Source organism: Bacillus sp. JJ1503, from assembly GCF_036965125.1.
GTDB lineage: Bacteria > Bacillota > Bacilli > Bacillales > Cytobacillaceae > Cytobacillus.
Window position 1 is genome coordinate 47,607 of record NZ_JBALOZ010000076.1, and the last position, 15,241, is coordinate 62,847.

General features: G+C 36.9%; 16 protein-coding genes. 1 reads left to right on the top strand and 15 read right to left on the bottom strand.

Annotated elements, in window-relative coordinates:
- Positions 1-486 precede the first annotated feature (486 nt).
- The 3 genes from V7149_RS07185 to V7149_RS07195 form a co-directional block, all read right to left on the bottom strand.
- Complete coding sequence (locus tag V7149_RS07185; protein ID WP_335344963.1) at positions 487-1,035, bottom strand: PadR family transcriptional regulator; 549 nt, start codon at positions 1,033-1,035, stop codon at positions 487-489.
- An 88-nt stretch (positions 1,036-1,123) separates the two neighbouring features.
- Positions 1,124-1,729, bottom strand: a complete 606-nt coding sequence (locus V7149_RS07190) for an L-2-amino-thiazoline-4-carboxylic acid hydrolase (protein WP_335344964.1) — start codon at positions 1,727-1,729, stop codon at positions 1,124-1,126.
- Positions 1,730-1,815: 86 nt separating this feature from the next.
- Positions 1,816-2,682 carry a LysR family transcriptional regulator gene (locus V7149_RS07195; protein WP_335344965.1) on the bottom strand — a complete coding sequence of 289 codons (867 nt, stop codon included), beginning with the start codon at positions 2,680-2,682 and terminating at the stop codon, positions 1,816-1,818.
- A gap of 120 nt (positions 2,683-2,802) precedes the next feature.
- Here V7149_RS07195 and V7149_RS07200 point away from each other — a divergent pair, with 120 nt between their 5' ends.
- Positions 2,803-3,684 (top strand): DMT family transporter, encoded by an 882-nt coding sequence (locus V7149_RS07200; protein ID WP_335344966.1) that lies wholly within the window; start codon positions 2,803-2,805, stop codon positions 3,682-3,684.
- A 116-nt stretch (positions 3,685-3,800) separates the two neighbouring features.
- Here V7149_RS07200 and V7149_RS07205 read toward each other — a convergent pair whose 3' ends face one another.
- The 12 genes from V7149_RS07205 to hemA all read right to left on the bottom strand — a co-directional run.
- Positions 3,801-5,006: a DUF418 domain-containing protein gene (locus tag V7149_RS07205; protein ID WP_438824094.1), complete on the bottom strand. Its 1,206-nt coding sequence runs from the start codon at positions 5,004-5,006 to the stop codon at positions 3,801-3,803.
- A gap of 481 nt (positions 5,007-5,487) precedes the next feature.
- Positions 5,488-6,912 carry a M20 family metallopeptidase gene (locus tag V7149_RS07210; RefSeq protein WP_335344968.1) on the bottom strand — a complete coding sequence of 475 codons (1,425 nt, stop codon included), beginning with the start codon at positions 6,910-6,912 and terminating at the stop codon, positions 5,488-5,490.
- A gap of 28 nt (positions 6,913-6,940) precedes the next feature.
- Complete coding sequence (locus V7149_RS07215) at positions 6,941-8,170, bottom strand: MFS transporter (RefSeq protein ID WP_335344969.1); 1,230 nt, start codon at positions 8,168-8,170, stop codon at positions 6,941-6,943.
- Between the two features lie 203 nt (positions 8,171-8,373).
- On the bottom strand, positions 8,374-9,681 hold the full coding sequence (locus V7149_RS07220) for a sensor domain-containing diguanylate cyclase (RefSeq protein WP_335344970.1): 1,308 nt from the start codon (positions 9,679-9,681) through the stop codon (positions 8,374-8,376).
- A 78-nt stretch (positions 9,682-9,759) separates the two neighbouring features.
- Entirely contained in the window at positions 9,760-10,362 is a 603-nt protein-coding gene (locus V7149_RS07225) for an alpha/beta hydrolase (RefSeq protein ID WP_335344971.1), read from the bottom strand.
- Positions 10,363-10,376: 14 nt separating this feature from the next.
- On the bottom strand, positions 10,377-10,985 hold the full coding sequence (locus tag V7149_RS07230; protein WP_335344972.1) for a flavin reductase family protein: 609 nt from the start codon (positions 10,983-10,985) through the stop codon (positions 10,377-10,379).
- Between the two features lie 21 nt (positions 10,986-11,006).
- A complete protein-coding gene (locus V7149_RS07235) occupies positions 11,007-11,945 on the bottom strand; it encodes a ring-cleaving dioxygenase (RefSeq protein WP_335344973.1) in 939 nt (312 codons plus the stop codon).
- An 83-nt stretch (positions 11,946-12,028) separates the two neighbouring features.
- Positions 12,029-12,451: a MarR family winged helix-turn-helix transcriptional regulator gene (locus V7149_RS07240; RefSeq protein ID WP_335344974.1), complete on the bottom strand. Its 423-nt coding sequence runs from the start codon at positions 12,449-12,451 to the stop codon at positions 12,029-12,031.
- Between the two features lie 162 nt (positions 12,452-12,613).
- Positions 12,614-13,168, bottom strand: coding sequence for an NADPH-dependent FMN reductase (locus V7149_RS07245; protein WP_335344975.1), 555 nt, complete (start codon positions 13,166-13,168; stop codon positions 12,614-12,616).
- Positions 13,169-13,196: 28 nt separating this feature from the next.
- Positions 13,197-13,463 carry a hypothetical protein gene (locus tag V7149_RS07250; protein WP_335344976.1) on the bottom strand — a complete coding sequence of 89 codons (267 nt, stop codon included), beginning with the start codon at positions 13,461-13,463 and terminating at the stop codon, positions 13,197-13,199.
- Position 13,464: 1 nt separating this feature from the next.
- Positions 13,465-14,172 (bottom strand): pirin family protein, encoded by a 708-nt coding sequence (locus V7149_RS07255; RefSeq protein ID WP_335344977.1) that lies wholly within the window; start codon positions 14,170-14,172, stop codon positions 13,465-13,467.
- A gap of 77 nt (positions 14,173-14,249) precedes the next feature.
- The coding region (gene hemA / locus V7149_RS07260) for a glutamyl-tRNA reductase (RefSeq protein ID WP_335344978.1) at positions 14,250-15,241 on the bottom strand (992 nt) is incomplete at its 5' end.

Below are 15,241 nucleotides of genomic sequence, written 5' to 3' on the forward strand. Positions count from 1 at the left end.
AACAAAGTCTGGAGACACAAAATGCCTCCTATTTCATTCAGAATAGGAGGCATTGGCAAACTTATAGATGCACGTCAAAAAGAGTATACAGAAGCCATTACTCTTCCGGGTCCACTATAGAAATCCAATCCTATTCTGAAAAACGACAATTGAGGGGAACAGAAATAAGCAGATAAGATCCGCTAAAAAAATACCCTTCAATTGTTTGCTTTCGTAAATAGGATTAGAACTTCATTGAGTTGGTTCACCCTTCCGTTGCTTGTAATTTAATTCCACTTTAAATGGTATTTTATGAATTGTCAACCGCTTAGATGTTTGAGTGCCAACTTTACTTGAAATGTCAGATCCTGCATTTCTGCTGGTCAAAGATAAAAAGATTGACGGGATTACCGAATTGCGTGATGAATCCGACCGTAACGGTTAAGAGCAGGAAACTCTGTTCTTGGCGTACCCTTTTCCCAGATTATTGGACAGAGCTCCTTCCTCCTAATCCTTGCTGTTCCTCATTGCCTTCAATATTTTATTTAAAAAGTCTATTTGGAGTTTGTAATGATCTAGCATATTTTGAAAAGTGATCTTCGTTAATTCACTCACTTCAATAAACTGAGACTTTGTCGTTTGCCCTGCTTCAAGTTTATCCATCTTTGAGGAGAGCTCTTCAATTTGTGCTGCTATTGCTTCAGCAATCAAATCTGGTTCTGCCTGGTGATTCGGCAAATTTAGCATAGATAGTCCCGTATATAAATGGACCGGCAGAAAAACGGAAGTCTCACGAAAAGATTCCACTAAAAGCTTCTTATATTCTTGTTCTCCATCATCCGTTATTTCATAAATAGCTTTCGAACGATGACCTGTTGTTTCAACTTTAGTTACTTTGACGAGTCCTTCCTTATCCATTTTCTTTAAGGCGTGATAAATTGAACCTGGGAGAATTCCAGCCCATTCGTCCACTGCACTCACTTGTAAAAGTTGTTGCATCTCATAGCCTGACATAGGTTTAATCCTTAGTAATCCAAGTACCATTAGTCGTGTCATAACCACCACTCCAACATTAAATATTCAACGTTAAGTATTGTGGTAAAAATATAACACTATTCAATAGTGATGTAAAGAGAAGCGCAATTTATTCATCTATTTGATCAAATTTGAAAAAGCAGTACGAATCTCCCTTAGACAGTAGCTTCGGTCGCGAAAACGTCACACCATGCTTTTTAGAATGGAGAAGGTCTCCCCAAATATCATCCATACTGCAAAAAATAGGCATTACCTCAATGGCATTATTTGAGCGGAAAAAGTCAAAGTAGAAGCATTTCTTTATATGCAAATGATAGGACTGTTCTGTATCTTTTTCGATATGGTGAGTAAAATGATGATCTCCATAATGCTTTATTTGTTTAAGTTTAGATATTTTCACAATTCGTTTAAAAGGCTTACGATCCAAAAGCAAATACAATTTCATAAAAAATTGCTGCTTACTTTTTGTTCTTTCTATTAAACAATAGCGGATAATTTCTTCCCAATTCTCAAAATGATACTTCTTCAATACTCTATACGAAGCAAGTACCGTTGAGGTAAAAATTAAGTTGAGTTCAGTAGGTTTATCCGTTGCCCAACTCTTATTTTCTTCAAGAACAGTTAGATACAAATCGTGCGCTTCCTTTGACTTCTCTTTTCCAATCTTTTCTTGTAACCCCTTAAAATATCCCTTTTCAATAATTTTATTAATCATGTTATTACCTCCTTGTTAATTAATGTTGAATAGTCAACGTTGAATATAAAATAACATGTTAGTTCTAGTTTGTAAAGCCTAATTAATTACTGGGTAGTGTATTTTCCAATAATAAAGTCAATAAAATATCTGCTTGCTATTGGCAGTACCCTTTTGTCCTTGTATGCCAGACTAATGGTACGAGCAAAAGTGGGGGAGATTGATTTCGTAATAATATTATACGGGCATCTCTCTAAGACAAGCTTCGGTAAAATGGAGATACCTAGGCCTTGTTCAACCATGGACATAATGGAATAATCATCATGTACACGGTATTGTATATTAGGTTCAAAGTTGTTTTGTTTAAAAACAGTTAATGGCTCACTTATTTCTCCCTCATCTAAAAGGATATAAGGTCCATTCGTTAATTCTTTCAATGTTACATTATTGTGAGCAGCTAAAGGGTGTTCTGTTGGCAATACAGCAAGCATTTCATCTTCTTGCAAATCAATAGTAGTTAAATTCGATACTGCCTTCGGATTCACAAAGCCAAAGTCTGCACTTCCATCTTTGATCCAATTAGCGATATCCGTATAATCACCTTGAAGTAATTCGAAATAAACAGCTGGATACTGTTTTTTGAAATCCTTTATCAATCCCGGCAGCCACTGACATGCAACACTAGAAAATGTGCCAATTCGAATAAGCCCGCTTTCCAGCCCTTCCATTTCTTTTTGCTTTTCCTGCAGCTCCCTGTGCGAGTTACAAATATTCCTAATATACGGCAAAAACTCCTCACCATCAGGCGTCAGAGTTATACCCGATCGAGAACGTAAAATTAGAATAGTAGAAAGTTCTTCCTCCAATGAATGTACCATTTGGCTAATAGCGGATTGGGTATAGCCTAGCTCTTCTGCCGCTTTAGTAAAACTGCCTGTTTCTATAGCTTTGATAAAAGCATAATACGTATTCATACTCACTACTCCTTGCATTAGAATCATTAATACTTGTATTATAAATATTCGTTTTACTAATGTAAATGCAGGTGATACGATATAGCCAATCTTAAAATAAATACTTGAAAGGTACTTACGATGATGACACAAAAACAAGCTAACTGGATTTTAGCTACTGTATCAATGGCGTGGGGAACATCTTATATTTTTATGAAAATTAGTGTGGATTCCATATCTGCATTTTCAATTATTGCCTTACGTTTTGGCATTGCATTTATCGTTATGATGGCGATATTTTATAAAAAAATAATTCGTGCAGATATTAAAGTATTGACATACAGTGCAATTGTCGGAGCTCTGCTATGTGGTATTTTCGTAGCTCTTTTGTATGGCATGAAGAGTACGACCGCTTCTTCAGCGGGTTTTTTGACAAGTACAACCGTTATTTTAGTGCCCATTTTGCAGACCTTCATCACACGAAATTTGCCTCGAAAAAAAATTGTCTATGGAGTAATAATCGTTTCTATTGGCTTAGCTCTAGTTACGATTGAAGATGGTTTTACTTTTGCGCTGGGCTCGCTTTATTGTTTGATTGCCGCCTTCCTGTATGCGGTCCACATTATTTTAACAAACCTCTTTGCTCGAGAGGTAGACACCCTTCAGCTCGGCATTTATCAGCTCGGATTTACTTGCCTTTATGCAACCATTGGAGTTTTTATATTCGAAACGCCTATTTTACCGACTGGAATGATCGATTGGTTAGCAATACTTGGCCTGGCGCTCATTTGCTCTGCTTTTGGCTTTGTCATGCAATCCATTGCTCAAAAATACACAACTCCTGAAAGCACTGGTTTTCTCTTTTCGCTTGAACCGATTTTTGCAGCCATATTTGCATTCATCTTCCTGCATGAAAATATGGGGATGCAAGGTTATTTTGGTGCTTTGCTCATTTTGGCTGGCGTTTTGATTGCAAACTCTACGTCTAAAAAACAAGTTTTACTAAAGGAGATGAAAGTATAAAATAACTAGAACACTACTATTCAAACAACTTGCAAATAGCCATATGCGCACATGTTCTCGAAAAAAAACGTTCACATGCACACATATGGCTAAATCAACAATAATCACTGTTTCAGCTAATTACTTACATCCCTCTTAAATTGTTGTGCTTTTCCATACGTCATAACTCGCCACAACCATTCGAAAGGACCAAACCGGAACTTTTTTAACCAAAGATGGCTAAAGATGAGTTGTACACAATAAAAGATAAGTGAATATAGGAGTCCCATCGATAACGATATTTGTCCGAACAAACCAAATCCATAAAATACAATGACACCAAAAAAAGTCTGGAATAAATAATTTGTTAACGCCATTTGGCCGACATAGCGAAACGGATTTAATAGACGCTGCCAGATTTGCTTTTCCAACAGAAGTGCAATCGTTACAATATAGAAGATGGATAAAGTAAATCCGCTAAAATGAAGGTAAAAATAGTTTCCTAGACTGTGCATAAATACTACTTCTTCTAGCTTGGAGTAACTGAAAACAATAGCAGCCAGCGGAGGAATACTGAGCAAAAGCGTAATTAACTGTATAATACGGAGTCTACGCTTCAATTCAGCAACCCTGCGGAATAAGTTGATTTTACCTGCATACAGACCAAGTAAAAACATCCCAAGTATATCAGGAATAACAAAAGGTTCATTCATTATTATTTCTTTTAATTCATTAGGAACACGCCATTTCAACAACTCAGGGTACGATAGACTTGTATAGGCCTCAATCTTCTTTTCTCCCTCTTCCATCCTTTCCATTTGCAGCTGTCCCGAAATATTTAACGATTCGTCAAATTGTTCGCCAATATACGCTAATAATGCTGATGCCCCAGTTATAAATTGGAATAGAAAAATAAGGATGAGTCCCCAAATAAGTACCGTTTTTGCCTTCCGATGATAGAACAATAATAGAAAGAATCCTATTAACGCATAAGAATGCAGAATATCGCCTTCCCAAAGAAATACTAGATGCAAAATACCGAATAATAGCAAAGCAAGCAGCCTTTTAGAAAATAGACGGAATACTTTTTCCCCTCTTGCTTCCGCTCGTGTCATAAAAATATAAAATCCAAGTCCAAATAAAAAAGAAAAGATGGTATAGAATTTCGTTTGGATAAACATATCAAACAGCATTCGAATGGTTTTATCCACGCCTGTATAGACCATAAATTCGCTTCCTGTAAAAGACGGCATATTCACTAAAAATATACCTAGTATGGCAAACCCTCTTATAACATCTAAAGTGACAATTCGATCTTTTCCTAATACTGATTCGCTAGACATTGTTTCCCTGCCTCTCTTTATGTACCCTGGCACTCCTCTAAATCGCTGAATCTTCATGATGGCCCAAAGAGTGACAAGAGCCGTTTTTTCTACTTTTATATACGTCCCATGCGATCCAATGGTTCCCAAAATTTCATTTTCCTCACATTATCGTGCTAAAACTTATATTTTCAGTAAAATAAGTCGTCTGCTTACATTTACGGACACTTCGACTCGCATTACCGCTTGAAATGTCCGTCATAACACCAATGACGGACACTTTGGATCTAGTTTTCACTTGAAGTGAATTTTCTTTAATGCTAACAAAGAAGTTCTTTTTTTTTGCATAAGAGGACTGTTGTTCCATTCTTTTTTTCTAGAGATTAAAGGACACTGGATTCTCTGTTGCTACAGTCATGTTCCATCTTTCCTTTCTGCAGAAGCAAAATAAATGATGAGAATTAAGTAAATTCTCATCATAAACCAATTTAATAAACTTATTTTATTTGGCTGCTTTTCGAGGCGGCACCATATTTTCAGGAATTAATGAAACATATGATTCCCCCTCCAAACGTTCTTTCCATTCTGACTTCGCTTTTTCAATGATTTCTGGATTTTGAATGGCATCGATCGCCGTGCAAGCGATAACTTTACCTGCTTGCAGCATGCCTTTGTAGCCAATAGGCATGGCACCTTGTGATACGACTTGCCAAGTATGAAAAGGTGTTCCGAGCGCCCAACATGCTGTCATACATTGCATCGTTGGCACTGCCCAACTAACATCGCCAACATCGGTGGACCCAGATAATGCCCCCTCTTTTCCGAGAGGCGGAATAACATCTGCAATATTTTTATCTTTCAATATCTTAAGGGTTTCTTTATCCAAACCTGCAAGGTCAGCATCAAGTTCTTCTTGAGAAAAAGTAGCTCGAATTTCTTGAGCGAGCTGCTGGTCAAATTCATCATAAGAAGGAACACCAACTGCAGTTAAATGTTTATACATCACATTTGCTAATGTAGTATTCGGTATTAAATTCGATGCAGTACCTTCAAACTCGACTCCCATCGTTGTTTCAGTCATCAGGGCTGCACCTTTAGCAATATTGTAAACACGTTCGTATAAATCCTTTACTTGCCGCTTTTTCGGTGCGCGGATTAAATAGATAACTTCCGCATGAGGTTGTACGACATTCGGGGAAGCTCCACCTGTATCCGTAATCGCATAATGCACTCTCGCTTCCGAAACCATATGCTCCCTTAAATAATTGACACCAACGTTCATCAATTCTACTGCGTCTAGTGCACTTCGGCCTAAGTGAGGAGCAGCCGCAGCATGCGCACTCTTTCCATTAAATTTAAAAGTCACTGAGTAATTGGCAAGACTGCTGACATTCATAATGCTAGGTTTTGTGAATGGATGCCAGGAAAGCGCCAGATCAACGCCATCAAACAATCCAGCACGAGTCATAAACGCTTTTCCAGATCCGCTTTCTTCAGCAGGACAACCATAATACCGAACCGTTCCCAGTAAGCCTGTTTGCTCCATATAATCTTTAATGGCAACTGCAGCAGCAAAAGCCCCGGCTCCTAGCAAGTTATGACCGCATCCATGCCCATGACCGCCTGCAATAACAGGTTCATGTTCAGTAAGGCCCCTTTTCTGGCTCAAGCCTGATAAAGCATCAAATTCTCCTAAAATAGCTACGATTGGTTTACCATCCCCATAGCTTCCAATAAACCCTGTCTGCAGTCCGGCAACCTCTCTCTCAACCTGAAACCCTTCATCTTCCAACGCCTTACATATGTATTCAGATGATTGATGTTCTTCGAAGTAGATTTCCGGGCAATTCCAAATTTTATCGCTTAACTCAATAATTTTCTCACTTTTTTGTTCGATAAGATCAGAAATGAGTGTATGTAATTCCATGAGAAAGACCTCCTTATTGATCACACCTCTATTGCTCGGCCTCATTTTGTTTGAGCAGTTCCCCTTTTTTATCACTTATCGTTAAAAGTGTTACGATACAGACTATGGAGAATCCAATTAACATCCAAAATGCAGCATGAAAGGAACCATTAAATGCATCAACGATAAACCCTATAGCCATTGGTGTGACAAAACCAGCTAGTTGACCACCTGTATTTGCAATTCCCATAGCTGTACCAGTAACTAAAGAAGGCAATTGTTTTAGTATAATTGCTGGCAATAGGATAATCACAAAGGCAATAAACAAATTAACAATCGTTTGATACGTAATAAATGATGCAACACTTGAGGCTGTGAACATTAAATAGAGCAGTATTCCAATAAAGGCACATGAAAGACTTCCTGCCAATCTTTCTCGGCCTTTTGGGAGCTTATCGATGATATAACCGCCTAAATAAATCCCTCCTAACAATGTTACTCCTGGTATCGTCTGAACCCAGCCAAGAGAAATTAAATCAAGACCGCGCGTTTTCACTAAATAAGTCGGGATCCATGCTGCAAGCCCCCAGTTAACTGCATAAATACAAAAATAGGCGATAATCAAATTCCATATCATAGGTGTTTTAAACAGCGATCTAAAAATACCCTTTTGATTCGAGACAGCAGTTTGATTCATTTTATCTTCTGAATTGCTTTCAGGAAGTTTTATATAGTGCCAATAAAGAGCTGCAATAATAGCACCTGCGATTCCAAATATGATAAATGTTGTGCGCCAGCCTATCGTTGTAAGCAGACCGGCAGATGCGATCGGGATAATAAGCGCAATAATCCCGCTCGAAGACAGCATTACTGACATCGCCCGAGCACGTTCTGCTTTCGGAAACGTAATGGATATAATTTTTGAGCTAGCAGGCTGGAAGCCACCCTCTCCAATACCAAATAGAAAACGGATTACAACCATAGAGGCTAAGGACCAAGCTGCACCCGTCAATCCAGTAAAGATCGACCACAAAATAACTGCGGTAATGAGAACTTTTCTAGGCCCAAATCGGTCTGCTAGCCATCCCCCAGGCATTTGCATAATCGCATATCCAGCAAAAAAGCTGCTGAGTAAGAGTCCGGTTGAAGATGCGCTCAAATTCAGGTCTTCCGTAATGGACAACACAGCATAATTCATAATATAACGATCCAGGTTGCCTAAAGACCAACCGATAAAAAGTAAAGCTAGAATCCAATTTCTTGTGCGTTTAGAAATCAAATTATTCAACTCCCTTATATGGAAAAACTAATTTTTTAATAAGACACATTTTTGGATTCGATAACCTTTTGTTGAAAAGACTATATATTTTATTTAAATAATGTATTTACACAAGTTAACATTCCCATTTTTACATGAATCAATTTATAACGAAAAAAAAAGCGGACACAATTGTGACCACCCTAAAAATAAAACAACACCCATTAATTGGATGTTATTTTATTGAGAATTCCGGAAGAAATCCCATCAAACATATACTGATTTCTTTTTTCTTTAGAACGATACAAGGCTTTATCCGCGCGATAAATTAGTGTCTGGCAATCCCTTCCGTTCTCTGGAAAAACAGCGATGCCTATGCTAGATGTTACATGAAGCTTTGAACCAATCATTTTGTAAGGTTCTTGAAAAGCTAAAATCATATTCTCTGCAACATTGACAATTTCCATTACCTCTTTGATACCCTTCAGTAAAACAAGAAATTCATCTCCGCCTACACGACAAAGAACATCAAATTCACGCACACAGGACTTTAATCTTTTAGCAAATTCTTGAAGTAATTGATCTCCAACGTCATGACCATAGGTATCGTTTATTGATTTAAACTTATCAATGTCAATATACATAATAGCGATTTTTTCCTTAGCTATTTTCGCTGATTCAATGGATTCTGTAACTATTTCTGTGAAAATTCTCCGATTTTTTAATCCAGTTAATGGGTCATGATAGGCTAGATATTCTAATTGTGATTCATATCTTTTCTTTTCGGTGACATCACGAAAGACAATTTGAATATCTGGCTGGTCCCTTCTTCCGATTGGTATTACTTTAACTTCTGCCCATATCTCTTTACCATCTTGTCGTACAAAATGATCGACAATCGCTTTTGGACTGTTCCGAATATTGTTATCATAAACGTCATCAAATAATTTTTGGATTTTTCCTTTTCCTTCGCTTGTCACAAAATCCCAAATGGAATAGCCTAAAATATCTTCTAACTTGTTTACACCGAAAAATTCCATCCCCGATGAATTTACAAATCTTATTTTATTATTACATTGTTTTACGATTGCATCGGGTAAATATTCGACAAGCGTTCGATAACAATATTCACTTTCTTCAAGCTTTTTTTGTATTTCCATTTGCTCCGTAAAATTTTTATACATCCCAATTGCAAGAATCCTCTTATTATTAACAGACCAATAGGATGCTAAAATATCCAACATTGCACCATCTTTATCTCTTCTTTTCACAATCATATAAGGGAAGTTCTGACCATCTTTTAATTGGCTTATAAGTGCTTGGTGCTCCTCTTTTGTCATATTGGCTATGAACGGAGGAAACGCAATACCGTTTAGTTCCTCCGTATTCCAGCCAAGCATGTTTTGAAAGGCTGGATTGGCGTCAATTACTGATCCATCATAATTAAGAACAAAAATAGCATCTGTTGAATTACTCCAAATAAGATCCAATATATTATCAGTCATTAAAGGTTGATATACCGAGTTCATCATGACCACCCAAATTCTAATGCATAGGTTGATTTATATTATTAATTGCAATCTTCTTACTTCCCAAAACCATGAACTGCATTATAAAGTTAGATACCATTTGCCAGCTGCTCTAACTTCCTCAGCTGTCAATTGATGGCCTCTATTTTCCCAATGAAGTTCAACTTTTGCATTTGCCTTTTCTAATAGTGATTGAAGTTCTTGAGATTCGGCTGGTGAACAAATTGGATCATTTGTTCCAGCTGCAATAAACACAGATTTTCCGGATAAATCAGGAAGCTCTACTCCTCTTCTGGGAACCATAGGGTGATGAAGAATGGCAGCCTTCAAAGCATGTTGATAGTGAAATAATAAGCTTGCTGCAATATTCGCTCCATTTGAGTAGCCAATGGCAATAATATTGTCTCGGTCAAAACCATATTTTTCTGCTGCTTCATCGAGAAACTCATTTAATTCTTTTGTGCGGAAAATGAGATCTTCTTCATCAAAAACCCCTTCAGCTAATCTTCTGAAAAATCGAGGCATTCCATTTTCTAAAACATTCCCTCTCACACTTAATACAGAGGCCTCATCATCAATCATTTCGGCAAGGGGCAGTAGATCTAATTCATTTCCTCCCGTCCCATGAAGCATTAAAAAAGTTGGTTTATTCGGATCTTTTCCTTTATTAAATATATGTTTCATTCGTTATCCTCCTACTATTTAGGTCTTTCGATTTCAAAAATTTCTCCGATTTTCGCATAATGATTTCCCGCCAAACGGCTTACAGCAGCCAACCCTTTTGAATCGATTCTTCCATTTTCATAAATATCATTTTCTATATGAAACTGAACCACTTTTCCTATGATAAAATCACAGCCAGGCAAATCTTTATCTCCCAATTCCAAGGAATGCTCGAGTATACATTCCATTCGAATTTTTGCTTGCTTAACACCTGGAACAGAAATTTTCACACTGTCGATTTGTGTAAATTCTGCTAACTCCACTTCACTCTCATGAGGAGGCAGACTGGCAGCCGTTTTATTTACCTTTTCAACATTTTGTTCATCGACAATATGCACGACAAATTCCTTTTTCTCAAGAATGTTTTTGGCAGTATCCTTCTGTCTCCCTGCGGAACGTTGTATCGATAAAGAAATCATTGGGGGATTAGAAGATACAATATTAAAATAACTAAAAGGGGCACCATTTAAAACGCCATCTTCAGACAAAGTTGTAACAAATGCAATGGGCCTTGGAATAATGCTTCCAATTAGAAATTTATAATTTTCTCTTTCCGTATTTGTATTAGGATCAATGGAAAGCATAGGAATCATTCCTTCACTTAATTAATCTAATTCTCTCACCTTAATCGGTATCAAACTACGTTCAAGCTGTTCTCTATATTGTTCATACTGTACAGGCAGCATTAACTGCTCTCCCATTGTTTCTTGCGATTCATCATGAGCGAAGCCTGGAGGATCTGTTGCAATTTCAAATAAGATTTCTCCGTATTCTCTAAAATAAATGGCATTAAAATAATTTCTATCCTGAACTGGAGTGACACCATAACCATTTGCTGCCACATACTTCTGCCATTCTAATTGATCATTGTCATCATTCGCTCTCCATGCGATGTGATGAACGGTTCCAACACCCATTTGTCCTCTTCCAGACGGAGTTGCTTTCACGTCAATAATATTCCCAATATCAGCTAAAGAACGGAAGCGGATAAAGTCTCCTTCTTTCCCGATAAGCTCAAGTCCCATTACTTTCTCTAACAGTTCTGCAGTTTTGTCTGGCTGAGCGGATAATAATATGGCACCTCCGAAGCCTTTGATTGCTACTTCTGGAGTTACCCCTCCAAAGGTCCAATTATTGACTTCCCCTTCTTCTCGCTCCACAATTTCCAAGCGAAGCCCATGTGGATCATCGAATTCCAGATATTGCTCACCAAACCGTTCTGATTTAGTGAAAGAAATATTAAGCTTCTCTAATCTCTCTTCCCAGAAACTCATAGCCCCTTTAGGAACAACATAAGAAGTAACGCCTACTTGACCATCGCCAATCCTTCCTTGATAAGCATTAGCCCATGGAAAAAAAGTAATAATTGTACCTGGCTTCCCGCCTTCATCGCCAAAATATAGATGGTAAGTGCCCGGATCATCAAAGTTAACCGTTTGTTTCACTAAACGCAAGCCCAAAACTCCAGCATAGAAATCTATATTCTCTTGGGGATGCCCTACGATTGCAGTAATATGGTGAATACCCATTGTTTTTTTATTCATTTATTTTCACTCCTATTTTATAACTATTTAGGCTAAAATTTAGTATCTCAATATCGAGATATATTATCAAAAAAAATCTAAGTTTATACTCTATTCCTTACCTTTTTCAAAAGATGCACTAATGTCTCTGCCTCTTCAGAATTTAGTGAATCAAAAAGACCATCAACTAACTCTTGATATTTAGGCATGATTTCCTTCATCAATTCATTTCCCTCATCAGTTAATAAAACATGTATCGCTCGGCGATCGTCTGGACAGGCCGTTCTGTTCAGTAAGCCTTTTTGTTCTAACTTGTCTAAACAATAGGTCATTGAACTGCTTGAGATTAAAATGCGCTTTCCAATTTGCTGAATGGTTTGTTTCCCTTTTTGGTATAGTACCTCTAAAACGGAAAATTCCGTTATACTTAATTTATTTTGTGCCATTTCTTCTTTTATTTGATCATAAATTTCTTTTGATGTTTGCATTAATATCAGAAAGGGCAAATTCGTGCATGTTCTCTCCATTATTTTACCCCCAATAACCTCAAATTTATTTATCTTGAATTCAAGATAATATTAATACTTATCTTTACTTTTGTCAACAACCCTATTATTTTTCACAAAATCCTATTTGATAAAAAAGACCCAACCCTGGAATTGGATTGAGTCCATAAGATTTGACTATCTTTAGCTTTGATATCTCTTAATTAAATCAACAAACGCATCTACAAAGGATTGTAAAAATTTAATTGTACCTTCATCTTTAACTTTTCCATTTTCATCTAATAAAGCTGCAACATTCCCAATATATGCTTCAGGTTGTTGAACTAGTGGCATATTCAAGAAAACAAGAGATTGGCGTAAATGGTGATTTGCGCCAAATGCACTTAAATTTCCAGGAGATTGGCTGATAATCGCAGCTGGTTTACCATTCCATACGCTTGCTCCATATGGACGAGAACCTACGTCAAGGGCATTCTTTAAAACAGCTGGTACAGAACGGTTATATTCTGGCGTTATAAATAAAACGGCATCAATTTCCTTCATTTTATTACGGAATGAAGTATACTCCGCTGGAACGTTGTTTTCATCATCGAAATCCTGATTATATAAAGCTAAATTCCCAATCTCTATTATTTCAGCTTCATATCCTGCAGGGAATAAAGATGCAACATTTGCTGCTAGTTTTTTTGAAAAAGATTCTTTTCTAAGACTGCCTAGTAAGATAGCGATTTTTGTCATTTTTCATGTTCCTCTCTCTTTGTTATTTCTATACTGGATAGACTGTTTTATGGTCTGCAGTAATAATTATTTGATTCTTGTTATACTCAATATTTGCATCTGAAGAATAGTACCAAGTCTTTTGGTTTTGCTCTACATCAAATAAGTTTAATTCCTCTTTAAATTTGATAATCTCACTTGCCTCTTCTTCGGAAATGGAAAAATAAACATTCCACTTATCACCAGTTGGCTGTATCTTATAGTCATCTGTTTGATAAAAAAGGCGGCTTCCGATCGAATGACGAATTAATAACATATTACTCACCACCTAAATCAATCAATAAAAAGAAGGTTTCTTTAGTTGATTTTAAAACAAGTTCGGTTTGTTCTGTTATTCGTGTGCTATCTCTTTTTCCAACAATCACATCATTGTTCAAAAGAAGTTCTCCTTCAATAACAAACACAAACAGTTTTCTATCTTGTTCTGGTTGATAGATAATCTCTTTTCCAGCCTCTAATTTGGATAAGTATAAGGTAACATCACTATGAATTTTCGCCGCTCCATTAATAGTTTTTGAAGAAACGATAGGTAACAGCTGATTTTTCATAGCATCAACATTATATTCAATATCTTCATAGGATGGGGGTAATTGTTTTTGATTAGGCTTAAACCATAGCTGTAAAAAGCTAGATTCTTCTTCCAAAGAAGCATTCATTTCAGAATGAAGGACACCTGTTCCAGCAGTCATACGCTGAACATTTCCAAATTGTAGGATCCCCGTATTACCTAGACTATCCTCATGTTTAAGCTGCCCCTTCAAAACAATGGATACAATCTCTGCTTCCCTGTGCGGATGGATGCCAAACCCCTTTCCAGCTTGAATGGTATCGTCATTAAAAACACGAATCGGGCCAAACTGGATATTGGATTCATCATAGTATTCACCAAACGAAAAACTCAAGTTGCTCTCTAACCAGTCGTTTTTTACGGAATAGCGGGATGTTGCCGGAAATGTTTGAATCATTTTCTTCACCTCAAATATCTCATATTAAAGATAAAATATATATTATACTTGCCACCATTTGGAGATTCTATATAGCATTAACTTGTGAGGGATGTCTGATCTTCACGATATTTTTCTACTGATTCCTTTATATTAAACACCTTACTAATTACATTTAGCTCCTGGTCTGAATCAGGGTACTCCGCTAATTCTTTAATATAGGATAAAGGCTCTTTTAACATTTGGTTCGCAATACTATTCATGTGCTTTTCTAATACCTTTTTGTCGTGTTCGGATAGATTTGGAAGTTTCCTATACAAGCTTGCCATTGTATCTTTTTTGATCATTGAGACCTTATTATTAAGTGCAGAGATAATAGGGACTACACCTAATAAATTCACCCAATTAATAAACTCATCCATTTCTCCCTCGATTAGTGACATGATTTTCTTTGCAGCCTTCTTCCGTTCTAATAGATTAGTACTCATGATGTCATGGAGATCATCAATATTGTAAAGAGTAACATTCTTTATTTCATTGGTATCAGGATTAATACTTCGAGGAACAGATAAGTCTATAAATAATTGAGACTTACTTGTGTTAATCATTTTTGGGTTAATGATAAAACTCTCTGCAGACGCAGCACTAATGATAATATCTGTTCCAATCATTTTAATTGGCAGCTCTTCTATCGGCATTGGTTCAGCATCGTATTGTTCTGCCAATACCTTTGCCTTCTCAAAAGTTCTATTCATGATTGTAATTTTATTTTTCCCATTACTATTAATATTTTTCAGAAGCAATTCTGCCATTTCACCGGCACCGATAATAAGGATGGATAGGTCTTGAAATCCTGCAAAGAACTTTTTTGCTACATCCACAGCTGCATAACCGACTGAAACAGCCCTACTGCCAATCTCTGTTTCTGTGTGAGCCCGCTTTCCTAGGGTGACTGCTTTTTTAAAAGTATGATTAAAGACAGTCCCAGTTGTCCTTTCCTGTTGCGCAAGCAAAAAACTCGTTCGAACTTGTCCTAAGATTTGGGTTTCGCCTAACACCTTTGAAGTTACACCACATGTAACTTCAAATA